The 23689-nt window shown below is 70.0% G+C and carries 17 protein-coding genes and 1 riboswitch; of the genes, 10 read left to right on the plus strand and 7 right to left on the minus strand.

Going from position 1 to position 23689, the window contains the following annotated elements:
• Positions 1–7 precede the first annotated feature (7 nt).
• From glgA to J3S89_RS12985, 5 genes are all read right to left on the minus strand, one after another.
• Positions 8–1474: a glycogen synthase GlgA gene (gene glgA, locus J3S89_RS12965; protein WP_217927985.1), complete on the minus strand. Its 1467-nt coding sequence runs from the start codon at positions 1472–1474 to the stop codon at positions 8–10.
• A gap of 23 nt (positions 1475–1497) precedes the next feature.
• The gene (gene glgC, locus J3S89_RS12970) at positions 1498–2778 is read right to left on the minus strand and encodes a glucose-1-phosphate adenylyltransferase (RefSeq protein ID WP_217928069.1); all 1281 of its coding nucleotides are present in this window, start codon (positions 2776–2778) and stop codon (positions 1498–1500) included.
• A gap of 61 nt (positions 2779–2839) precedes the next feature.
• Positions 2840–5056, minus strand: coding sequence for a 1,4-alpha-glucan branching protein GlgB (gene glgB, locus J3S89_RS12975; protein ID WP_217927986.1), 2217 nt, complete (start codon positions 5054–5056; stop codon positions 2840–2842).
• Positions 5057–5179: 123 nt separating this feature from the next.
• On the minus strand, positions 5180–7642 hold the full coding sequence (locus J3S89_RS12980; RefSeq protein ID WP_230489076.1) for a glycogen/starch/alpha-glucan phosphorylase: 2463 nt from the start codon (positions 7640–7642) through the stop codon (positions 5180–5182).
• A 193-nt stretch (positions 7643–7835) separates the two neighbouring features.
• Positions 7836–9404, minus strand: a complete 1569-nt coding sequence (locus J3S89_RS12985; RefSeq protein ID WP_217927988.1) for an acetyl-CoA hydrolase/transferase family protein — start codon at positions 9402–9404, stop codon at positions 7836–7838.
• A gap of 417 nt (positions 9405–9821) precedes the next feature.
• A riboswitch (cobalamin riboswitch) is annotated at positions 9822–10069 on the plus strand.
• 33 nt (positions 10070–10102) lie between these two features.
• On the opposite strand from J3S89_RS12985, the gene J3S89_RS12990 reads away from it, so the two are divergent.
• Genes J3S89_RS12990 through cobJ form a run of 7 tightly spaced genes read left to right on the plus strand, consistent with a single transcriptional unit; the run spans position 10103 to position 18683 of the window.
• The gene (locus tag J3S89_RS12990; protein ID WP_217927989.1) at positions 10103–10522 is read left to right on the plus strand and encodes a DUF1636 domain-containing protein; all 420 of its coding nucleotides are present in this window, start codon (positions 10103–10105) and stop codon (positions 10520–10522) included.
• On the plus strand, positions 10519–11556 hold the full coding sequence (cobW, locus tag J3S89_RS12995; protein WP_217927990.1) for a cobalamin biosynthesis protein CobW: 1038 nt from the start codon (positions 10519–10521) through the stop codon (positions 11554–11556). The genes J3S89_RS12990 and cobW overlap by 4 nt, the downstream gene beginning before the upstream one ends.
• A gap of 10 nt (positions 11557–11566) precedes the next feature.
• The gene (gene cobN / locus J3S89_RS13000) at positions 11567–15202 is read left to right on the plus strand and encodes a cobaltochelatase subunit CobN (protein WP_217927991.1); all 3636 of its coding nucleotides are present in this window, start codon (positions 11567–11569) and stop codon (positions 15200–15202) included.
• Positions 15199–16512 carry a precorrin-3B synthase gene (cobG, locus tag J3S89_RS13005; protein ID WP_217927992.1) on the plus strand — a complete coding sequence of 438 codons (1314 nt, stop codon included), beginning with the start codon at positions 15199–15201 and terminating at the stop codon, positions 16510–16512. Before cobN ends, cobG begins: the two co-directional genes overlap by 4 nt.
• A 10-nt stretch (positions 16513–16522) precedes the next feature.
• A complete protein-coding gene (locus J3S89_RS13010) occupies positions 16523–17179 on the plus strand; it encodes a precorrin-8X methylmutase (protein ID WP_217927993.1) in 657 nt (218 codons plus the stop codon).
• 2 nt (positions 17180–17181) lie between these two features.
• Positions 17182–17913, plus strand: coding sequence for a precorrin-2 C(20)-methyltransferase (locus J3S89_RS13015; protein ID WP_420801319.1), 732 nt, complete (start codon positions 17182–17184; stop codon positions 17911–17913).
• On the plus strand, positions 17910–18683 hold the full coding sequence (cobJ, locus tag J3S89_RS13020; protein ID WP_217927995.1) for a precorrin-3B C(17)-methyltransferase: 774 nt from the start codon (positions 17910–17912) through the stop codon (positions 18681–18683). Before J3S89_RS13015 ends, cobJ begins: the two co-directional genes overlap by 4 nt.
• 229 nt (positions 18684–18912) lie before the next feature.
• On the opposite strand, the gene J3S89_RS13025 is transcribed toward cobJ, so the two are convergent.
• On the minus strand, positions 18913–19656 hold the full coding sequence (locus J3S89_RS13025) for a cobalt-precorrin-6A reductase (RefSeq protein ID WP_217927996.1): 744 nt from the start codon (positions 19654–19656) through the stop codon (positions 18913–18915).
• A gap of 23 nt (positions 19657–19679) precedes the next feature.
• Between J3S89_RS13025 and cbiE the strand changes: the two genes are divergently transcribed.
• From cbiE to cobM, 3 genes are read left to right on the plus strand one after another with little or no spacing between them, the layout of a single operon-like run.
• The gene (gene cbiE, locus J3S89_RS13030) at positions 19680–21035 is read left to right on the plus strand and encodes a precorrin-6y C5,15-methyltransferase (decarboxylating) subunit CbiE (RefSeq protein WP_217927997.1); all 1356 of its coding nucleotides are present in this window, start codon (positions 19680–19682) and stop codon (positions 21033–21035) included.
• Positions 21032–21436: a cobalamin biosynthesis protein gene (locus J3S89_RS13035; RefSeq protein ID WP_217927998.1), complete on the plus strand. Its 405-nt coding sequence runs from the start codon at positions 21032–21034 to the stop codon at positions 21434–21436. Before cbiE ends, J3S89_RS13035 begins: the two co-directional genes overlap by 4 nt.
• Before the next feature lie 46 nt (positions 21437–21482).
• Positions 21483–22253 carry a precorrin-4 C(11)-methyltransferase gene (gene cobM / locus J3S89_RS13040; protein WP_217927999.1) on the plus strand — a complete coding sequence of 257 codons (771 nt, stop codon included), beginning with the start codon at positions 21483–21485 and terminating at the stop codon, positions 22251–22253.
• Positions 22254–22440: 187 nt separating this feature from the next.
• Here cobM and J3S89_RS13045 read toward each other — a convergent pair whose 3' ends face one another.
• Positions 22441–23562 carry a cobalt-precorrin-5B (C(1))-methyltransferase gene (locus J3S89_RS13045; RefSeq protein WP_217928000.1) on the minus strand — a complete coding sequence of 374 codons (1122 nt, stop codon included), beginning with the start codon at positions 23560–23562 and terminating at the stop codon, positions 22441–22443.
• Positions 23563–23689: the final 127 nt, after the last annotated feature.

The following is a 23689-nucleotide window of genomic DNA, read 5'->3' on the forward strand; positions in this document are numbered from 1 at the left end:
GAGGGGATCACGCATTACGTTCGGTGACGAGATCCCGATAGAGTTTGGCGTAGCGAGCCGCCGAGCGGCGCCACGAGACGTCGGTGCGCATGGCGTTCTTCATCAGCCGCCGCCACGTCGCGCCGTCGCGGTAGAGATCGGCCGCGCGCAGGATCGCCGCACGGAACATGTCCGCATGCGGCGGCGTGAACATCACGCCCGTCCCGACGCCCGCCTCGAGCGCCATCTCGTTGGCGTCGATGATCGTATCGGCGAGCCCGCCGACCCGAGTGACGATCGGGATCGCCCCGTAGCGCAGCGCGCAGAGCTGCGTGAGACCGCAGGGCTCGAACCGCGACGGCACCAAGAGCGCGTCCGACCCGGCCTGCACCTGATGAGCGAGGCTCTCGTCGTAGCCGATCATCACGCCCACACGCCCCGGATGGGCGGCGGCGGCGTGGCGGAACCCGTCGACCAGCTCGCGGTCGCCCGATCCGAGCAGCACCAACTGGCCGCCGACCGAGAGGATCGTCTCGATCCCCTCGAGCACCATGTCGAGCCCCTTCTGCCAGGACAGCCGCGACACCACGCCGAACACCATCGCCCGGCGGTCGACCTTGATGCCGAAGCGCTTCTGCAACGCCGACTTGTTGGTCCGTCGCGACGACGGCGTCGACGCATCGTAATGCCCGGCGATCAGGGGATCGTCGGCCGGATCCCACACGTCGGTGTCGATGCCGTTCAGAATGCCGGAGACGACCCCGGCGCGGCCGGCGAGAAGGCCCGAGAGCCCCATCCCACCCTCGCCGCTGCGGATCTCCGCCGCATAGGTCGGCGACACCGTGGTGACCCGGTCCGACATCCGCAGCGCCGACTTGAGAAAGCCGATCGTGTCGTAATATTCGACCCCGTCGACCCCCCAGGCATGCGGCGGCAGACGCAGATCCGCCAGCATGTCCTTGGGATACTGACCCTGGAAGGCCAGGTTGTGCACCGTCGCCACCGTTCCCGGCCGCGGCCGCCCGTCATATTCGAGATAGGCCGGCGTCAGGCCCGCCTGCCAGTCGTGGGTATGGACCACGTCGGGGCGGAACCCCTTGATCGCCCCGAAGCCGATCTCGGCACCGACCCGCGCCAGCGCCGCGAAGCGGAACGGATTGTCCGGCCAGTCCTCGCCGTCGCCGTCGTGATAGGGATTGCCGGGTCGATCGAAGAGATGCGGCGCGTCGAGCACGAAGAGATCGAGCCCCTTCGCCCGGCCGGCCAGAACCACGGCCGGCCCGCCGAACAGATCCTTCAACCGAAAGACCTTCTCCACCTTCTCCGCTTCCGCGAGCGCCGTCATCACGGCCGGATAGCCCGGCACCAGCGTGCGCATCTCGACGTCCTCGGCGGCGAGGGCGCCGGGAAGCGCGCCCGCCACGTCGGCGAGCCCTCCGGTCTTGATCAGCGGATAGATTTCCGAGACGACCGAGAGAACCTTCGTCGTGGCCATGCGCGTCCCCTTGCGTCTGCGCTTCAGTCGGCGATGCGGTCGAGCATCGGTTGGGTGATCAGGCAGATGCCCTTTTCGGTGCGCCGGAACCGCTTGGCGTCGAGCTCGGGATCCTCGCCCACCACCAGACCGTCCGGGATCTTGACCCGCGCGTCGACCACCACGTTGGTGAGCCGGCACCCGCGCCCGACCGAGGTGTGCGGCAGGATCACCGTGTTCTCGACCTGACTGAACGAATTGACGCGCACGCCGGTGAACAGGAGCGACCGTTTGAGGAAGGCACCCGAGACGATGCAGCCGCCCGACACCAGCGAGGAGACCGCCGACCCGCGCCGGCCCTCGATGTCGTGGACGAACTTCGCCGGCGGCGTGATCTCACCATAGGTCCAGATCGGCCATTCGCTGTCGTAGAGGTCGAGTTCCGGCACCACGTCGGTGAGGTCGATGTTGGCCTCCCAATAGGCGTCGACCGTGCCGACGTCGCGCCAATAGGGCTCCGCCTCCGACCGCGACTTGACGCAGGACTTGGAGAAGTGATGCGCCACCGCCTTGCCGTGCTTGACGATGTAGGGGATCAGATCCTTGCCGAAGTCGCGGCTGGAATGCGGATCGGCCGCGTCGCGCTCGAGCTGATCCCACAGGAACGACGCCTCGAACACGTAGATGCCCATCGACGCCAGCGCCTTGTCGGGCTTGCCCGGCATCGGCGGCGGATCCTTCGGCTTCTCGACGAAGGCGATCACCCGGTCGGTCTCGTCGACGTGCATCACGCCGAAACCGACCGCCTCCTCGCGCGGCACCTCGAGGCAGCCGATCGTCACGTCGGCGCCCTGCTCGACGTGCTGCTGCAGCATCTTCTCGTAGTCCATCTTGTAGATGTGATCACCCGCCAGGATGATCATGTATTTCGGCTCGTAGTCCTTGATGATGTCGAGGTTCTGATAGACCGCGTCGGCGGTGCCCGCGTACCACGCCTCTTCCGAGACGCGCTGCGAGGCCGGCAGCACGTCGAAACTCTCGTTGCGTTCCGGACGCAGGAAGTTCCAACCGCGCTGGAGATGACGGATCAGCGAATGCGCCTTGTACTGCGTCGCCACGCCGAAACGGCGAATACCCGAATTGAGGGCGTTCGACAGCGCGAAGTCGATGATGCGCGACTTGCCGCCGAAATAGACCGCCGGCTTGGCGCGGCGATCGGTCAATTCCATCAGCCGCGATCCGCGCCCGCCCGCCAGCACATAGGCCATCGCGTGCCTGGAGAGGGGCGCTCCGCCCGCCGACGGCTTCACCGCCTTGGTCGGCATCGTGTTCATCGTCCTGTCCTCCCGTCGTCGGGTTTTCGTTTGGGGCGTGACGCCCGTGAGCTCACTCGCCCACCCACTCGAACATCACCGTGGCGAGCGGAGGCACCAGGATCGCCGCCGACGCGGGGAGCCCGTGGCTCTCCCGTTCCTCGACGCGGATCTCGCCGCCGTTGCCCATGTTGGAGCCGCCGTAACAGGCGGCGTCGGAATTGAGGATCTCCCGCCAACGCCCCGCGCGCGGGAAGCCGAGCCGATAATGATCGCGCGGCATCGGTGTGAAGTTGGAGACCACCAGAACCGGCGGATCGCCCCATTCGCCGAAGCGCACGAAGGCGTAGACCGACTGATCGCGATCCTCGACCACGACCCAGCGGAACCCCTCCTGCTCGCAGTCGCGGGCATGCAGCGCCGGCGTGTCGCGATAGACCCGGTTGAGATCGCGCAACAGGCTCTGCAGGCCGCGATGCTCGGGATAGTCGGTCAGGTGCCAGTCGAGGCTCTTGTCGTGGTTCCACTCCGCCCACTGGCCGAACTCCTGCCCCATGAACAGGAGCTTCTTGCCGGGATGGCCCCACATGAAGCCGTAATAGGCGCGTAGATTGGCGAACTTCTGCCAGTGATCGCCGGTCATCTTGCCGATCAGCGATCCCTTGCCGTGCACCACCTCGTCGTGGCTGAGCGGCAGCACGAAGTTCTCGGCGAAGGCATAGAGCAGGCCGAAGGTCAGCTGATCGTGGTGCCAGCGCCGATGGATCGCCTCGCGCGACATGAAGTCGAGCGTGTCGTGCATCCAGCCCATGTTCCACTTGAAGCCGAAGCCGAGACCGCCCGCGTAGACCGGCGCCGAGACGCCCGGCCAGGCGGTCGATTCCTCCGCGATCGTCACCGCCCCGGTGCCGAGCCCATAGACGAGTTCGTTGACCCGCCGCAGGAAGGCCACCGCCTCGCGATTGTCGCGACCGCCGTCCTCGTTCGGCAGCCATTCGCCTTCCTTGCGCGAATAGTCGAGGTAGAGCATCGAGGCGACCGCATCGACCCGAAGGCCGTCGATGTGATAGCGCTCGAGCCAGAACAGCGCGTTGGCGCACAGCATCGACACCACTTCCGGACGGCCGAAATCATAGATCGCCGTGTTCCAGTCGGGATGGAAGCCGCGCCGCGGATCGGCGTGCTCGTAGAGCGGCCCGCCGTCGAATTCGCGCAGCCCGTGCTCGTCGGTCGGGAAATGCGCCGGCACCCAGTCGAGGATGACGCCGAGCCCCGCCGCATGCGCCTTGTCGACGAAGCGGGCGAAGCCCTCCGGCTCACCGAATCGCCGCGTCGGCGCGAACAGGCCGATCGGCTGATAGCCCCACGACGCGTCGAACGGATGTTCGGAGATCGGCAGCAGTTCGAGATGGGTGAAGCCGAGCCCCGCCGCATAGGGGATCAGGCGGTCCGCCAGTTCGTCCCACGTCAGGAACCGCCCCCAGTCCGCCTTGGCCCAGGAGCCGAGATGGACCTCGTAGACCGACATCGGCCGCCGCCGGTCGTCGCCCGGCCGCTTGGCGATCCACTCCGCGTCGGTCCACTCGAACCGATCGGTGCGCACCACCACCGAGGCCGTCGACGGCCGCATCTCGCTGCCGAAGCCGAACGGATCGGCCTTGAGCGGCAGAAGCCGCCCGTCCGCCGCCACGATCTCGTATTTGTAGACCGCGCCCACGTCGACGCCGGGGGCGAAGATCTCCCACAGGCCGCTGTCGATGCGCTTGCGCATCTGGTGGCGACGGCCGTCCCAGGCATTGAAGTCGCCGACCACCGAGACCCGCGCCGCGTTCGGCGCCCACACCGCGAAATTGACGCCGGCGACGCCCTCGTGCTCGACCACCTGCGCGCCGAGACGCTCGAACAGGCGCCGATGGGTGCCCTCGACCAGCAGATAGTCGTCGGTCGCCCCGAGGAAGGGCGCAAAGGCGTAGGGATCGATCAGATCCCACGACGCCGAGCGATTGGTGGCGCGCAGGGTGTAGCGTCGACCGAGTTTCGCCGCCTTGCCCTTGAGCAGGCCCTCGAAGAAGCCCGCGTCGTCACGGCGATCGAGTCGCGCCGCCACCCGTCCGGCGGAATCGACGACGTCGAGGAACTCCGCATGCGGCACGAAGGCTCGAACCACCGGCCCCTCGGGCGTATCGTGTGGCCCGAGAACGGCGAACGGATCGCCATGACGTCCGCCGACGATCGCATCGACGTCCGATTGCCGGGCCATCCAGGCCGGGCTCACTGCATGGTCGCTCATCGCGCCCCCTTTCGGAAGTCGCCCCGACCCGTGGTGGGCGGTCGCTGCGATCTTCCCCAGTCCGTGTGGTCGACCGTCGGGATGACGATCGCATGACGACGACGCCGAAGGCGCCGCGCCGCCTCATCCCAGCGGCGGCCGGACCGGCACGTTCCAGATGTCCTCGGCATATTCGGAGATCGTCCGATCCGAGGAGAACCATCCCATGTGCGCGGTGTTGAGAGCCGCCGAGCGACGCCAAGCCGCCTTGTCACGCCATTTGCGGAACACGGCACGCTGCGTCGCGTAGTAACTCTCGAAGTCCGCCGTCACCATGAAATAGTCATGATATGTCAGCGCGTCGACCAGGGGTTTGTACCGATCGGGTTCCCCCGGAGAGAACACCCCCGAACCGATCGACTCCAACACTTCACTGAGGATCGAAGACTTGGCGAGTGTTTCACGACTGTCGATCCCTTGTGCCCGTCGAGCCTCGACTTCTTCCGCCGTCAGGCCGAAGATGAAGATGTTGTCGTCTCCGACATGTTCCTTCATCTCCACGTTGGCCCCGTCGAGCGTACCGATCGTCAGCGCGCCGTTGAGGCCGAACTTCATGTTGCCGGTGCCGGAAGCCTCCATGCCCGCCGTCGAGATCTGTTCCGACAGATCGGCCGCGGGAATGATCCGCTCGGCGAGTGAGACATTGTAATTAGGCAAGAAAACCACCTTGAGCAGACCGCGCAGCGTCGGGTCGGTGTTCACCACCTTGGCGACGTCGTTGGCGAGCTTGATGATGAGCTTGGCCTGAGCATAGGAGGCGGCCGCCTTGCCGGCGAAGATCTTCACGCGCGGGATCCAGTCGCGCGTCGGCTGCGCCCTCATCGCGTCGTAGACGGCGATCGTCTCGAGGATGTTCAGCAACTGACGCTTGTATTCGTGGATGCGCTTGATCTGCACGTCGAACAACGCGTGCGGATCGACCTTGACCTCGCAGCGATCGAGGATGAGCCGCGCCAGCCGTTCCTTGTTGGCGAGTTTGACGGCGGCGAACTTCTCCTGGAAACCCGCGTCGTCGGCATGCGGGGCGAGCTTCGTCAGCTCGCGCGCGTCGTCGAGGAAGGACGGGCCGATCGCCTCGCCGATCAGTCCGGTCAGCCCCGGGTTCGACTGATAGAGCCAGCGGCGGAAGGTGATGCCGTTGGTCTTGTTGACGATGCGATTCGGATAGGCGGTGTTGAGGTCGCGGAACACCGTGACCTTCATCAGGTCGGAGTGCAGCGCCGAGACGCCGTTGACCTTGTGGCTGCCGAGATAGGCGAGATGGCCCATGCGCACGCGCCGGCCGCCCTGCTCGTCGATGATCGACAGCGCCGAGAGGAAGCCGCCGTCGGCTTCGCCCTTCTTCTTGATCTCGTCGAGCTGCAGGCCGTTGATCAGATAGATGATCTGCATGTGGCGCGGCAGGAGCCGCTCCATCAGCGGCACCGGCCAGGTCTCGAGCGCCTCCGGCAGCAGCGTGTGGTTGGTGTAGGAGAAGGTCGCCCGGGTCAGCTCCCACGCCTTCGCCCACTCGACCTCGTGAATGTCGACCAGGATGCGCATCATCTCGGCGACCGCGATCGCCGGATGGGTGTCGTTGAGCTGGATCGCCACCTTCTCCGGCAGCGTCGTGATGTCGGCGTGCTGGTTGAGATGACGCCGCATCAGATCCTGCAGCGAGGCCGAGGCGAAGAAGAACTCCTGCCTGAGGCGCAGTTCCTGGCCCGCCGGCGTCGCGTCGGAGGGATAGAGCACCTTGGAGATCGCCTCCGCCTTGACGCGCGCCGCCGCCGCGCCGACGTAGTCGCCGCGGTTGAAGGCGTCGAGGCGCAGCGGATCGGACGCCTTCGCCGACCACAGGCGGAGCGTGTTCACGTGCTGCCCGCGCCAGCCGACGATCGGCGTGTCGTAGGCGACCGCCAGAACCGTCTCGGCCGGACGCCATTCGTAGCGAACCGTGCCGTCGCGATCGGTCATCGCCTCGACCCGGCCGCCGAACCCGATCGGATAGGCGACTTCGGCGCGCGGGAACTCCCAAGGGTTGCCCCAGGCGAGCCAGTCTTCCGGATATTCGAGCTGCCAGCCGTCCTTGATCCGCTGGCGGAACAGGCCGTGGTCGTAGCGGATGCCGTAGCCGTAGGCGGCGATCGACAGCGTCGCCATCGACTCCATGAAACAGGCCGCCAGACGCCCGAGACCGCCGTTGCCGAGCGCCGCGTCCGGCTCGACCTCCTTGAGCAGATCGAGATCGACGTCGAGCCCGCCGAGCGCCTCGCGCACCGTGTCGGTGATCTCGAGATTGCCCATGGCGTCGAAGAGCAGCCGCCCGATCAGAAACTCGAGGCTGAGGTAATAGACGCGCTTCTCGTCGGTGTCGTAGGTCTGGGTGGTAGAGGCCATCCAGTTGTCGACGATGACGTCGCGCACGGCGAGCGCCGTCGCCACGAACCAGTCGTGGGTCGACGCCGCGACCGGGTTCTTGCCGACCGCATATTTGAGCTTTTCGAGGATCGCCTCGCGCAGGGCCTCGACCGATGCGGGTCCTCGCGCCGTCGCCCCTCGCGTCATGCCTGCCAATTCGACCATCGCGTCCGACCCTCCAGTATCCGCCGTGGACGACGCGGGTGAGGAACCCTGAACGGCCCCCTCGACTCCCTCGTCCGTCCCCACGGCATCGATGCCATGTTTCGGACGTCGAAAGCAATTCCGATGCCGTCGGAGCGCGCGACGATCGGGCTCGTCCCGCGCCCCTCGCGCACCCTCAGCGCCACGCGTCGGCCTGGACCAGACTCTCGTCCTTCCACGCCTCGCGGGCGTTCTTCGCCGCCGTCCAGTTGGGCAGGAAGGAGAAGGCCTCGTCGAGGATGTGCGGCGTGTGCCGGCCGGCCGAAAAATGCATCGCCCGGTCGAAATACTCCGCCAGCGCCGGCTTGAAGGTCGGGTGCGCGCAGCGCTCGATGACGAGCTTCGCCCGCGCCTTGGGGCTGAGGCCGCGCAGGTCGGCGAGGCCCTGCTCGGTGACGATCACCTGCACGTCGTGTTCGGTGTGATCGACATGGGACACCATCGGCACGATGCACGAGATCGCCCCGTTCTTCGCCACCGACGGCGTCATGAAGAACGAAATATAGGCATTGCGCGCGAAATCGCCGGAGCCGCCGATGCCGTTCATGATCGACGTGCCCATGATGTGGGTGGAGTTCACGTTGCCGTAGATGTCCGCCTCGATCATGCCGTTCATGGCGATGACGCCGAGCCGGCGGATCACCTCCGGATGGTTGGAGATCTCCTGCGGACGCAGCACGATGCGCTCGCGGTAGAAATCGATGTTGTCGAGGAATTCCTTGGTCGCGTCCTCGGAGAGCGACAGCGCCGTCGCCGAGGCCATCGTCAGCTTGCCCGACTTGATCAGGCTCAGCATGCCGTCCTGCAGCACCTCGGTGTAGGCGGTCAGGTTCTGGAACGGCCCGTGCTCGAGATCGGCCATCACCGCGTTGGCGACGTTGCCGACGCCCGACTGGAGCGGCAGCAGGTTCTCCGGCAGCCGCCCCATCTTCACCTCGTGACCGAGGAAGTCGACGATGTGGGCGGCGATCGTCTTGGAGGTCTCGTCGGGCGCGGTGAAGGCGGTGCAGCGGTCGGGCGCGTCGGTCTCGACGATCGCCACGATCTTCTCCGGATCGCAGTGGAAATAGGGCTCGCCGATGCGATCGGCGGCCGTCACCATCGGGATCGGCTTGCGGTGCGGCGGCCGGTCGGTGCCGTAATAGACGTCGTGCATGCCGTCGAGGGCGAGGCTCTGCCAGGAATTGACCTCGAGGATGATCTTGTCGGCCTGATCGAGCCACGTCTTGTTGTTGCCGATCGAGGAGGAGGGAATGAGCCGCCCGTCCTCGCGCACGCCGGCGACTTCCACCACCGCCACGTCGAGCTTGCCGAGGAAGCCGAACCACACGAACTGCGCCACGTGGCTGAGATGGATGTCGATATATTCCATCTCGCCGGCGTTGATGCGCTTCCGGCAGACCGGATCGGACTGATAGGGCAGCCGCATCTCGATGCCGTCGACCTTGGCGAGCGCCCCGTCGAGTTCGGGCGCCGTCGAGGCCCCCGTCCACACCGACACCTTGAAGGGCTCGCCGCGCGCATGCGCCGCCTCGATCCGCTTGGCGAGCTCGAGCGGCACCAGCTTCGGATAGCCCGCGCCGGTGAACCCGCTCATGCCCACCGTCGAGCCCGACGGGATCAGCGCGGCGGCCTGGGCCGCCGACATGATCTTGGACCGGAGGCCGGGATGGAGCACACGGGAAGCGGACGTCTGAATGGTCATCTGGGGGAAGCCCTCTCGAAAGGCGCGGCGTCGCGCCGCGCGCTCGTCCGACCGAAGCCCCGCGCCCACCCCCGCCCCGCCATGCCGAACGGAGCGAGCCGCAGTCTCGATCTCGCGCATTGCCTAACCGCCTGCCGTCGCAGGGCGAAATCAGACGAAAGGCGGGGTCGACCACCGGCCGATCGTCTCCGCGATCCCCGCCGAACGATATAATCCATTGAAAAGAAAGACGTTGCAAGCCACGTCGCCGGTGCGACACTCATGAAATTCTTGCCATGTGTTTATCGTATTGCTGCAAAGCACAACGATGCACTGAATGCATGACGAGACATCCTCGGGACGAATCCGCCGGCTCCTCGTCGGCGCTCGACGCCCGCCCTCGCCGCGCGTCGCATTGACTCTCCCGCCGTTCCGCTCATATTTCGGCCGATCGACGGTCCCGCGAGCCACCTCGCGGGCGAAGAGGGAATGCGGTTCGAACCCTTCCACGCGGTCGTGCCCGGAATCGGGCGCCACCCGAGGGCGAGGTTCGAGAAGCCGCGGCTGCCCCCGCAACTGTGAGCGGAGAGTGCGACGCCGAAAGGCCACTGGGGTTCGCCCCCGGGAAGGCGGCGTCGCGCGCGAGATCCGTGAGCCAGGAGACCTGCCGTCGATGCGACCGACCGGACCGCCGGAGGGGCGGAGAAGGAGACCTGCGCATGTCGACACCCCACTCGCATCCCCCTGCCCCGACGCCCGAGGCGCCCCCGACCACCGTGCTCGTCTGCACCTCGTGCCGCCGCGACGGCGACGCCGAGGACGGCCCGCGCGCCGGTGCCCGCCTCCGCGACGCGCTCCTCGACGCCGCGCGTGGGCGCGACGACGTCCGTGTCGTCGGCGTCGAGTGTCTTTCGGTGTGCAAGCGGCCGATCACCGTCGGCTTCGCCGATGCCGGCAAGTGGACCTACGTCTACGGCGACTTCCCCCCCGAGGCGGCCGAGGAGATCCTCGCCACCGCCGCCCTCTACGGCGCGGCCCCCGACGGGTTGATCCCGTGGAAGAGCCGTCCCGTCGCCTTCAAGAAGGGCGTCGTCGCCCGGATCCCGCCCTTCGTCTCCGTTCCCGAGGTGACCGCATGACCGCCTTCGCCAAGATCCCCGTCACCATCGTCACGGGCTTCCTCGGCGCGGGCAAGACCACGCTGATTCGGCACCTGATCGAGAACGCCCGTGGCCGCCGTCTCGCCCTGATCGTCAACGAATTCGGCGACGTCGGCATCGACGGCGAGATCCTGAGATCCTGCGCCAACGACGCCTGCGAACCGCAGGCGATCGTCGAACTGGCCAACGGCTGCCTGTGTTGCACCGTCGCCGACGACTTCATGCCGGCGATCGAGGGGCTCCTCGCGCTGCCGAACCGGCCCGACCACATCGTCGTCGAGACCTCCGGCCTCGCCCTGCCGAAGCCCCTGATCAAGGCCTTCGACTGGCCCGAGATCCGCGCGAAACTGACCGTCGACGGCGTCGTCGCCGTGGTCGACGGCCGCGCGGTCGCCGACGGCCGCTTCGCCGACGATCCCGCCGCCGTCCTCGCCCGGCGCGCCGAGGACGCGGCCGTCGATCACGACAATCCGCTCGAGGAGGTCTACGAGGACCAACTGCTCGCCGCCGATCTGGTCGTGGTCAACAAGGCCGACCTCCTCGATGCCGATGCGCTGGCCGCGCTCGAGGCGGCGATCCGCACGGCGATCCCGCGTGCCGTCAAGGTGGTGACCGCCACCGAGGGCCGCGTCGATCCGGCCGTGGCGCTCGGTCTGGTCGCTTCCGCCGAGGACGACCTCGCCGCCCGCCCCTCCCATCACGAGGCCGAGGGCGAGGATCACGACCACGACGACTTCACCACCTTCGTCGTCGACGTCGCCCCCGCCGCCGATCCCGAGAGCCTCGTCGCCCGCCTCACGGCGGTGGTCGAGGCCCACGACGTGCTGCGGGTGAAGGGGTGGGTCGCCGTCTCCGGCCGTCCCATGCGCCTGTTGGTGCAAGGGGTCGGCACCCGCTTCCAGCATCGCTGGGATCGCCCCTGGGGCCGCGACGAGGCCCGCGCCGGCCGTCTGGTGGTGATCGCCGAGAAGGGCCTCGACGAGGCCGCCGTGCGCGCCGCGCTCGCCGCCTGAGGAGACCATCATGCATCTCGTCGCCGATCAGGTGCGATCGCTGGACGAGACCGCGCGCGCCGTCGACCTCGGCCAGACTACGGCCGAGGTCGCCTTCCTCTCCTTCTCCGACAGCGATCTCGCGCTGGTGGCGAAGGCCCACGCCGCCGGCGCGGACGCCCTGCCGTCGCTGCGCCTCGCCTCGCTCGCCGATCTGCGCCACCCCTATTCGGTCGACTTGTGGCTCGACGCCGTCGGCCGCAAGGCGCGCTTCGTGCTGGTCCGGCTCCTCGGCGGCATGGACTATTGGCGCTACGGCGTCGACGAACTCGCCGCCGCCGCCCGCAACCACGGCTTCACCCTCGCCCTCGTGCCCGGTGACGCCCGCGAGGACGAGCGCCTCGACCGCGCCTCGACCCTCCCCCCCGAGGACCTGCGCCGGCTCTGGCGCTGGTTCGACGAGGGCGGCCCCGACAACATCGCCTCGGCGCTCGGCTGGGTCGCCGCGCACCTCGGCCGCGACGCCGCCTGGAACGAGCCGCGCCCGTTGCCCGCCCACGGCGAGATGATCGAGGCCGCGCGCGCCGGCGCCGGTCCTCTCGCGCTGATCACGCTCTATCGCTCGATCTGGGCGGCGGCCGACGCCGCGCCGATCACCGCGCTCGCCGACGCGCTCGCCGCGCGCGGCTTCCGCGTCCGCGCCGAATGGGTGACGAGCCTCAAGGACGCCCGCGTCGTCGCCGGCCTCGCCCGTCTGATCGAGACGGAGCGCCCGGCGATCGTCGTCAACACCACCGCCTTTTCCGCCCGCCTCGACGACGGCACCACCGTGCTCGATCGCGCCGGCGTTCCGATCCTCCAGGCGGTGCTGGCGACCTGCGCCCGCGAGGCCTGGGAGGGCTCGACCCGCGGCCTCGCCGCCGCCGACCTCGCCATGAACGTGGTGCTGCCGGAAGTCGACGGCCGCATCGCCACCCGGGCGATCTCCTTCAAGGGGCGAGAGGCCCGCTCCGAGGTCCACCAGCATGCACGCAACGTGCATACGGCCGACGCCGAGGGCATCGCCGCCGTGGCCGATCTCGCGCGTGCCTGGGTACGCTTGGGCGCGACGCCGAGGGCCGAGCGCCGCCTCGCGATGGTGGTCTCCGACTACCCCGCCAAGGGCGGACGCACCGCCTATGCCGTCGGCCTCGACACGCCGGCTTCCGTGATCGCCGTCGCCGAAGACCTCGCCGCCGCCGGCTACGCCGTGACGCCGCCGCCCGACGCCGCGACGTTGATGCGGGTTCTCGAACGCCGGATCGACACGTCCGCCCCCTTCCCTTCTCCCCGTGCGGGAGAAGGTGCCCGAAGGGCGGATGAGGGGTCTCCGGGCCGCCGCCTCGATCGAGCCTCCCCCGATGCCCACCCGGTCGCCACCTCCTCGGCCCCCTTCATGGCGAGGCGCGCCGCCGAAGGCGGGGCCTCGAACCAGGAAGGGCTGGGACGCGACGGCGTCGCACCGAGCAACGGCGCCCTCGGCTCCCGTTCCTCGCCGCGCACGCCGGGAGCGACGGCGATGGAGGAGGAAGCCCCCGCCCTCTCCCTCGCCGCCTACGAACGCCACTTCGCGGCCCTCCCCGCCGCCTTCCGCGACGCGGTCGGGGCCACCTGGGGGTCCCCCGCCGCGGACGCGAACCTCGAGGGCGACGCCTTCCGCTTCCCCCACCTCGCGCTCGGAAACCTGACCGTCGCGGTCCAGCCCGATCGCGGTCGTCGCGACACCCGCAAGAGCGAGTATCACGACACCTCGATCCCACCCCGCCACGGCTATGTCGCCTTCTATCTGTGGCTGCGCGAGACGCTTCGCATCGACGCGATGATCCATCTCGGCACCCATGGCACGCTCGAATGGCTGCCCGGCAAGAGCGCAGCGCCCTCCCCCGACTGCGCGCCGACCGCCGTGCTCGGCCCCGTGCCGGTCGTCTATCCCTTCGTGGTCAACAATCCCGGCGAGGCGGCCCAGGCCAAGCGGCGCATCGGCGCCGTCACCGTCGGCCACATGACGCCGCCGCTGGCGCGCGCCGGAAGCCACGGCGCCGCCGCCGAGATCGAGGCCCTGCTCGACGAATTCAGCCAGGCCCAGACCCTCGATTCCCGCCGCGCCCGGATGCTCGCCGAGACCATCCTCGACCGCGCCCGCGAGACCGGCCTGGCGCAAGAGAGCGGCATCGCCGCCGATCTCGACGCCGCCGAGGCGCTGACCCGGCTCGACGCCTGGCTCTGCGACTTGAAGGACGCCCGCATCGCCGACGGCCTCCACGTCTTCGCTCGTCCCGACGCGCCCGCCCTGCGCGCGGCCGCCGTCGAGGCGCTCGGCGAGGGCATGACCGGCGTCGACCGCGCGCATCTCCCCACTCGCCTCGACGCCTGCGCCACCGCCGAGCGCGACGGCCTCCTCGCCGCCCTCGACGGACGCTTCCTCGCTCCCGGCCCGGCAGGCGCCCCGGCGCGCGGCCGTCTCGACGTGATGCCGACCGGGCGCAATCTCTACGCGGTCGATCCGCGCGGCGTGCCGACCCGCACCGCCTGGGAGATCGGCCGCCGCACGGCGGAAGAGGTGATCGCCCGCCACGTCCAGGACCACGGCGACTGGCCGCGCGCCATCGTGCTCGATCTCTGGGGCTCGGCCACGATGCGCACCGGCGGCGACGATCTCGCGCAAGGGTTCGCGCTGATGGGCGTGCGCCCGACCTGGGATGCCGCGACCGCGCGCGTCGCCGGTTTCGAGATCCTGGTCCCGGCCAAGATCGGCCGGCCCCGCGTCGACGTCACCCTGCGCGTCTCCGGCCTCTTCCGCGACGTCTTCGAGGGCCAGATCACCCTCTTCGATCAGGCCGTGCGCGCCGTCGCCGCCCTCGACGAGGACGACGAGGACAACGCGCTCGCCGCCGCGCGGCGCGCCTCCGGCGGCGCGATCGAGGCGGGATGGCGCGTCTTCGGCGCGGCCCCCGGCGCCTATGGTGTCGGCCTCTCCTCGACGGTGGCGACCGGCGCCTGGGAGACCCGTGCCGATCTCGGCGCCGCCTATGTCGCCGCCTCCTCCCACGCCTACGGCCTCGACGCCGCCGGCATCGCCGCGCCCGAGGCCTTCACCGCCCGCGTCGCCTCCGCCGACGCCTTCGTCCACACCCAGGACACCGCCGAACAGGACGTCCTCGACGCCGACGCCTTCGCCGAGCACGAGGGCGGCTTCGCCGCCGCCGCGAGCGGGCTCGGCAATCGCCCGGCGCTGTATCACGCCGACACCACCCGCACCGATCGCTCGACGGTCCGGACCCTGTCGGAGGAGATCGCCCGGGTGGTCCGGGCGCGGGCCACCAATCCGCGCTGGATCGCCGGCCAGATGCGCCACGGCCATCGCGGCGCCGCCGAGATCGCCGAGACCATCGCCAATCTCCACGTCTTCGCCGCGACCACGGACGCAGTGGCGCCGAGGGCCTACGATCTGCTATTCGACGCGACACTCGGCGACGAACGGGTCCGCGCCTTCATGCTCGACGCCAACCCCCTCGCCGCCCGAGCCGCCGCCCGCACCTTCGACGAGGCGCTGCGCCGCGGCCTGTGGGCGAGCCGGCGCAATTCCGTCGCCGGATGTCTGGCGGAGATCCTGGAGGACGACCGATGACCGGAAGAAACAGACCCGATCCCGCGCTCGTCAAAGGCTGGTGCCCCGGCGCGCTGCGCCCGATGGAGACCGGCGACGGCTTCCTCGTCCGGGTGCGCCTGACCGCCGGTATCCTCCCGGCCGCGATCGCCGGTGAGCTCTCGGACCTCTCCCGCCGCTTCGGCAACGAGCTCATCGACTATTCCCAGCGCGGCAACCTGCAACTGCGCGGCGTTTCGATCGAGAACATCCACCCGCTCCAGGAGGTGCTCGCCGAACTCGGCCTGCTCGACCATGATGCCGCAGCGGAAGCGGTGCGCAACATCGTCGCCTCGCCGCTCTCCGGCCTCGATCCCGAAGCCGCGATCGACGGCCGCGCCCTCTGCGCCGCGCTCGAGACTCGCCTGACCGAGGACGCGAGCCTCCACGCGCTCCCCGGCAAATTCGGCTTCGTCGTCGACGAAGGCGGCCGGCTGGCGCTCGACGACGTCGCCGTCGACGTCCGCCTCGCCGGCTTGAAGACGCCGGAGGGCGCGCGCGTCCTGATCCAGGTCGCGACCGCCCCCGGCCATTATCAATCGATCGCCGTGGTGCCGGTCGAAGACGTCCCCGACCGCGCCGCCGATCTCGCCCGCGCGGTGATCGCGCTGCGCGTGGGCCTCGCCGACGCGCCGCGCCGCATGCCCGAGATCCTGGCCCGCGTCGGTCTCCCCGCCCTGTTCGAGGCGGCCGGCTTCGGCGAGATCATGGCCGAGGTCACGCCGCTCCTGCCGCGCGCCTGCGGCGCCGAGGCGGTGCTCGGCGATCACACCCACGACCCCGCCGCCTTCATCGGCGTCGGTGCCCCCTTCGGCCGCTTCACCGCCGACCAGATGGCGCTGCTCGGCGAACTCGCCGCCGAACGCGCTGCCGGCGAACTGCGTCTCACCCCCTGGCGGGTGGTGCTGATCCCCGGCGTCAAGCCGGAGAAGATGCCGCGCATCCGCCCGTGGATCGCCTCGGCCCGCTACGTCTTCGCGCCCGACGATCCGCGTCTGGCGGTGGTCTCCTGCGCCGGGGCGAGCGGTTGCCGCTCCGCCACCGTCGAGGCCCGCGCCGACGGCGAGACGCTGGCCCCTCATGCCCGCCGGCTCGCCAAATCGGGCGTGACGCTGCACGTCTCCGGCTGCCAGAAGGGCTGCGCCCATCCCGGCCCCGCCCTCGTCACGCTGACCGGCCGCGACGGCGCCTATGACCTCGTCCGCAACGGCCGCGCCTGGGACGAGCCGTGGATGACCGGCCTCACCCTCGACGAGGCCGTCGCCGCGCTGACCGATCTCGCCCCCCTCTGAGGAGCCCACCTTGAACGCCACCCCCGGCGACGCCGCCACCCGAGAGACCTACGTCAAGGACGGCGCGGCGATCTACGAACGCTCGTTCCGCATCATCCGCGCCGAGGCCGATCTCGCCCGCTTCACCTCGCCGGTGGAGGAGCGCACCGCCGTGCGCATCATCCATTCCTGCGGCATGGTCGAGGTCGCCGCCGACATCGCCTTTGCCCCCGGCGCCTGCGAGGCCGCCGAGGCGGCGCTGAAGAGCGGCGCGCCGATCCTCTGCGACGCCGAGATGGTGGCGCGCGGCATCACCCGTGCGCGCCTTCCCGCCGACAACGCGGTGATCTGTACCCTCAACGACCCCGCCGTCGCCGATCTCGCCAAGGCCATGGGCACCACCCGCTCCGCCGCCGCGATGGAGCTGTGGCGCCCGCATCTCGCCGGCAGCCTCGTCGCCATCGGCAACGCGCCGACCTCGCTCTTCCGTCTCCTCGAGATGTTCGACGAGGGCGCCCCCCTCCCGGCGGCGATCGTCGGCATGCCCGTCGGCTTCGTCGGCGCCGCCGAGAGCAAGGAGGCGCTGATCGCCGACGGCCGCGTCCCCTGGCTGGTGGTGCGCGGCCGCAAGGGCGGCTCGGCGATGACCGCCGCCGCCGTCAACGCACTCGCCTCGGCAAAGGAATGACCATGACGCCCAAGGGCACCTTTCACGGCGTCGGCCTCGGCCCCGGCGATCCCGATCTCCTGACCGTCCAGGCGGTGAAGCTCGTCGAGGCGGCCGGTCTCCTCACCTATTTCGCCAAGAAGGGCCGGCGCGGAAACGCCCGCACCATCGTCGACAAATGGGTCCCGGCCGGCAAGCCCGAGCTGCCCCTGTGGTATCCCATGACCACCGAGACCCATTTCGGCGAGGAGATCTACATCACCGCGCTGAAGGACTTCTACGAGCGCTCGGTCGAGGCGATCGCCGACGTCCTCGACATGGGCAAGGACGTCGTCCTGGTCTGTGAGGGCGATCCGATGTTCTACGGCTCCTTCATGCACCTCTACATTCGGCTGAAGGATCGTTACCCGACGAAGATCACCCCCGGTGTCACCGGCATGGCCGGTTGCTGGGCCGCCGCCGGCCTGCCCATGACCTGGGGCGACGACCAGCTCTCGGTGCTGCCCGGCACCCTCGACGAGGACGAGCTGGTCCGTCGTCTCGAGGCGACCGACGCCGCCGTGATCATGAAGCTCGGTTCCAATTTCGCCAAGGTTCGCAAGGCGATCGAGCGCGCCGGCATGCTCGCGCGGGCGACCTATGTCGAGCGCGGCACCATGGCCGGCGAGGTCGTCACGGCGCTCGCCGACCGCGACGACGGCGCCGCCCCCTATTTTTCGCTGATCCTGATCCCCGGCGAGGGACGCAGGCCATGAGCCGGCAAACGAACGGCGGCTGGCTCCGCGTCGTCGGCACCGGACCGGGCCCGGATCGCTGGCTGACGCCGGAGACGGCGGCGATCCTCGCCGAGGCCACCGACCTCGTCGGCTACGCGCCTTACGTCGCGCGCTGTCCCGAGCGGCCCGGCCAGACCCGCCACGCCTCCGACAATCGGGTCGAGCTCGACCGCGCCCGCCACGCGCTGGAGCTGGCGACGGCGGGTGCCCGGGTGGCGGTGGTCTCCGGCGGCGATCCCGGCGTCTTCGCCATGGCGGCAGCGGTGATGGAGGCGATCGACGGCGGTCGGCCGGAGTGGCGCACCCTCGACGTCACCGTCCATCCGGGCGTCTCGGCGATGCAGGCGGCCTCGGCGCGGCTCGGCGCGCCGCTCGGCGGCGATTTCTGCGCCATCAACCTGTCGGACAATCTGAAGCCCTGGGAGGTCGTGGAGAAGCGCCTGATCGCCGCCGCCGAGGTCGGCTTCGTGATCGCGCTCTACAACCCCGCCTCGAGGGCGCGCCCCCGCCAGATCTTCGACGCCTTCGCCTGCCTCGCCCGGGTCAAGGCGCCCGAAACGGTGGTGATCTTCGCCCGCGCCGTCGGCCGTCCCGACGAGCGGATCACCGTGACGACGCTGGGCGCGGCCGATCTGTCCATGGTCGACATGGCGACCTGCGTCATCGTCGGCAACGCCGACACCCGGGTGATCGAGCGCGGCGAGGACCTCGAGCCCTGGGTCTGGTCGCCCCGTTCGGTCGCGAGGTGAGCCGATGGCCGCCGCCCCCTCTTCGGCCCCCTTCATGGTGAGGTGCCCCGCCGCGGGCGGGGCCTCGAACCACGAAGGGCTGAGGGACCTCCGTGCCCCGGCTTCGCCCTTCGAGGCCGATCTGCGCTCGGCGCCTCGGGGTGAAGCTCGCGACGTTCGGGCTGTCGCCGCGCGGCTCCTCCGATGCAGCACCGCACACACCTCATCCCCGCCCCCACGCAATATCATTCTACGCTTTCCCGACCCCGTTCAGAAAAGCGAACACCCCGGCGACGTCGCCGACTCGGGGCACGTCCGGGCGCGTCGGCGGCTGCTGGATCACCACCGGCAGGCCGAGCTCGCGCGCCGCGACGATCTTCGGATAGGTCGCCGCCCCGCCCGAATTCTTGGTGACCACCACCTCGATCCGCTCGCGCTCCATCAAGGCCCGCTCGGCCGCGAGATCGAACGGACCGCGATCGAGCAGCAGCGCATGATCGGGCAGGCCCGGCAGATCGCCGGGAGGATCGATCGTGCGGATCACGTAATGATGCTGTGGCGCGATCTCGAAACTCGCCAGCCCCAACCGTCCGGTGGTCAAGAGCACGCGCTTGGGCGCCGCCCCGATCGCCGCTGCCGCCTCCTCGAGGCTCGCGACCTCGCGCCAGTCGTCGCCCGGCGCGCGGGTCCACGCGGGGCGGACGAAGGCGACGATCGGCGTACCCGCCACCCGCGCCGCCTCGGCCGCGTTGCGGCTGATCTGCGCCGCGAAGGGATGGGTGGCGTCGACCAGCGCATCGATGGCATGGTCGCGCAGGTGGGCCGCCAACCCCTCGACGCCGCCGAAACCGCCGATTCGCGTCGGGATCGGCTGGGCCGCCGGATCGACGGTGCGGCCCGCGAGCGACAGCGTCGCCTCGATGTCCGCCCGCTCGGCCAAGGCCTTCGCCAGACGGCTCGCCTCGGTGGTGCCGCCCAGAACCAGAATGCGCATGCGACCCTCCAGGAGTGCTCGCGATGATCGATCCGACCGAGACCCGCCCGTGGCTCGCCATCCTCGGCCTCGGCGAGGATGGGCTCGACGGCCTGTCGCCCGCCGCGCGCCGCCTGCTCGACGGCGCCGAACTCGTCGTCGGCGGTAAGCGTCATCTCGCGCTGATCGGCGAGACGCAAGCCGAAAAGCTCGCCTGGCCCTCTCCGCTCACCGATGCCTTCCCGGCGATCCTCGCCCGGCGCGGCCACCCCGTGGTGGTGCTCGCCTCGGGCGATCCCTTCTCCTACGGCGTCGGCTCGCTCCTCGCTCGCGCCGTGCCGCCGACCGAATACGTGACCCTGCCGGCGCCGTCCGCCTTCTCGATGGCGGCGGCGCGCGTCGGCTGGGCGGTGCAGGACTGCGCGCTCGTGACCCTGCACGGCCGCGCCTTCGAGAAGATCGTGCCCCATCTCCAGCCCGGCCGCCGCATCCTGGTGCTGTCCTGGGACGGCACCACGCCGCTGCGCCTCGCCGAGCACCTGACCAAGAACGGCATGGGCCGCTCGAAGCTGATCGTGCTGGAGGCCATGGGCGGCGCCCGCGAGCGGGTCAATTCGGCGCTGGCGCAGGATTTCGCCCGCGAGGATCTCGATCCGCTCAACACCGTGGCGATCGAGGTCGTCGCCGACGCCGACGCCCGCGTCCTGCCGCTGGCGAGCGGCATCCCGGACTCGTTCTTCGAGAACGACGGCCAGATCACCAAGCGCGAGATCCGCGCCGCGACGCTGTCGAAACTCGCGCCGCGCCACGGCGAACTCCTGTGGGACGTCGGCGCCGGCACCGGCTCGATCTCGATCGAATGGATGCTGGCGAGCCCCCACAATCGGGCGATCGCCATCGAGCCGCGCGCCGATCGCCTCGACCGCGTCACCCGCAACGCCGCCCTCTTCGGCGTGCCCGATCTCGTGCCCGTCCAGGGCTTCGCCCCCGCAGCGCTCGAGCGCCTGCCGACCCCGAACGCGATCTTCCTCGGCGGCGGCGGCTCCGACCCCGACCTCGTTCGCCTCTGCATGGAACGTCTGGCGCCGGGCGGCCGCCTCGTCGTCAACGCCGTGACCATCCAGACGCAGGCCGAGGTGATCGCCGCCTTCGAGGCCCACGGCGGCGATCTCGTCCAGATCTCGATCGCCCGCGCCGTCCCGATCGGCCGCTTCCACGGCTTCCGCCCGGCCATGCCGATCATCCAGTGGACGTGGCCGAAACCGGCCGGGACCGCTGTGGAAAACCCCGTGGACAACCGCGGGACGACCGTGGGGACGACCTTGGGGACGAACGGTGGAGATCACCCCGCGAATCTCGGGGAGAACGATGTGGACATCCTGGGGGAGGACGGTGCATGACGTCGCGCTTTCTCGCCGTCGGCATCGGCTGCCGCTCCGGGGTCGCCGGCGCGGTGATCGCCGAACTGATCGAGACCGCGCTCGAGCGCGCGGCCGAGCCGACGCTGCCGGTCGCTCTCTTCACCGTGCTCGACAAACAGTCCGAGGCCGGCATCGCCGAGGCCGCCGTCCGGCTCGGCTTTCCCCTCGTCCACCTGCCGCGCGTCGCGCTCGAGACGGTCGCGGACCGGGTCGAGACCCGCTCGGAGAAGGTGGTCGAACTCTTCGGCGTGCCCTCGATCGCGGAAGGGTCGGCGCTCGCCGGAGCCGGCGCGAACGGCCGCCTCGTCGTCCCCCGCATGGCCGAGCGCGGCGCCACCGTGGCGATCGCCGTCTCCGGCGAGGGCGGCGGCACGCCATGATCGACGCCCCGATCCCCCACACACCCGCTCCGACGAGGAACCCGCGATGACCGTCCATTTCATCGGCGCCGGCCCCGGCGCCGCCGACCTGATCACCGTGCGCGGCCGCGATCTCCTCGCGAGCTGCCCGGTGGTGCTGTGGGCCGGCTCGATCGTCTCGCGCGATCTCCTCGCCCATTGCCGTCCCGATGCCCGCATCGTCGACACCGCGCCGCTCTCGCTCGACGAGATCGAGGCGGAATTCGTGAAGGCGCATGCGGCCGGCGAGGACGTGGCGCGGCTCCATTCCGGCGATCTCTCGGTGTGGTCGGCGATGGGCGAGCAGATCCGCCGCCTGAGGCGCCTCGCCATCCCCTATACGGTGACGCCGGGCGTCCCCTCCTTCGCCGCCGCCGCCGCCGTTCTCGAGCAGGAACTGACCCTGCCCGAGGTCGCCCAGTCCCTGGTGCTGACCCGCACCTCGGGCCGCGCGTCGGCCATGCCCGAGACCGAGACGCTGACGGCCTTCGCCGCCACCCGCGCGACGTTGGCGATCCATCTCTCGATCCACGTGCTCCCCAAGGTCGTCGCCGACCTCACCCCCGACTACGGCGCCGATTGCCCGGTCGCCGTGGTGTTCCGCGCCACTTGGCCGGATCAGCAGGTGGTGCGCGCGACGCTCGCGACCATCGAGGCGGAAGTGGCGAAATCGCCGATCGAGCGCACCGCGCTGATCCTGGTCGGCCGCGCCTTGGCGGCGGAGGATTTCCGCGACTCCTCGCTCTACGACGCCGCCTATCAGCGCCGCTTCCGGGGCCGCGATTCGCGCCCCGAGTGAGCGGCTCGCCCCGCGCGCCCTTCCCTTCTCCCCTTGCGGGAGAAGGTGCCCGAAGGGCGGATGAGGGGTCTGGACGTCGCCGCTCGCGACGTCGCCGGAGAGTTCATCGGATGCGCGCTCCCGCGCGCGCCCCCTCATCCGGCCCTGCGGGCCACCTTCTCCCACGAGGGGAGAAGGAAGAGGCGCCTCACCCGACGGCGTGAAACCCGCTCGAGGCGACCAGCCCGCCGGCGCGGTCGAAGACCGCCACTTCGAGGTCGACGCCCGACCCGGCGAGCAGCGCCGCGCCGGTCCGCCAGCCCGCCGCCGCGATCGGCGTGCCCAGATCGAAGCCCTCCGCGCGGGCGATCTGAAGCACTTCGAGCGCCGAATTGGCGCCGCGCACCCGCGCGACGACCGCCTCCGAGGCCCCCGCCTCGGCCGCGACGCGCGCGAGAAAGTCGTGGTCGACCGAACCGCGCTTGGAATGGAGATCGGCGAGCCCCTGCGCCAGTTTCACCGCCTTGGCGATGCCGCAGGCGAGCGTCACCCGCGCCACCGGATGGGTGCGGACGTATTTGAGCATGCCACCGACGAAATCGCCCATCTCGATCAACGCCTGATCGGGGAGATCGTGCAGCGCCTGAACCGCCTTCTCCGAGGTGTTGCCGGTCGAGCCCGCGACGTGATCGAGCCCCATGGCGCGGGCGACGTCGATGCCGCGATGGATCGAGTGGATCCAGGCCGAGCAGGAGAAGGGGATGACGATGCCGGTGGTTCCCAACACCGACAGCCCCCCGAGAATGCCGAGACGCGGATTGAGGGTCTTTTCCGCGAGTTTGCGGCCATGCTCGATGCCGACCTCGACCACGAAGTCGAGCGCCCCGCCATGGGCGGCCACCACTTCCTCGAGGGCGGTGCGAATCATCGCGCGCGGCACCGGATTGATCGCCGGCTCGCCGACCGCGATCGGCAGCCCCGGCCGCGTCACCGTGCCGACGCCCTCGCCGGCGCGGAAGACGAGGCCGGATCCGGATGCCCCACGCGTCACCCGCGCCCACACCAGCGCGCCGTGGGTGACGTCCGGGTCGTCGCCGGCATCCTTGACGACCCCGGCGAGCGCGGCCCCGTCGCCGAGCTCGGCGCGGGCGAGCGCGAAGGCCGGACGGCCTCCGCCCGGCAGGAGCACGTCGACCGGATCGGGAAAGTCGTCGCCGAGGAGCGCCGTCGCGGCCGCCTTGGCGGCGGCGGTGGCGCAGGTCCCCGTCGTCCATCCCCGGCGGAGATCGGAATTGTTCTTGATTTTCGTCGAGGCGGCGTCGTCATTCATCCTGCGACTTGGTATCTCATGGACCTCGACGCCGGTCCATGCGGTTCTGTCGATCGCCCGACGCCGGTCGGAACCGATCCCCACCGGCGTCACCACGACGAAGGGGCGGCCCCGAAAGGCGCCGCCC

This window comes from Pinisolibacter aquiterrae (genome assembly GCF_019160155.1).
Taxonomy (GTDB): Bacteria; Pseudomonadota; Alphaproteobacteria; order Rhizobiales; family Ancalomicrobiaceae; genus Pinisolibacter; species Pinisolibacter aquiterrae.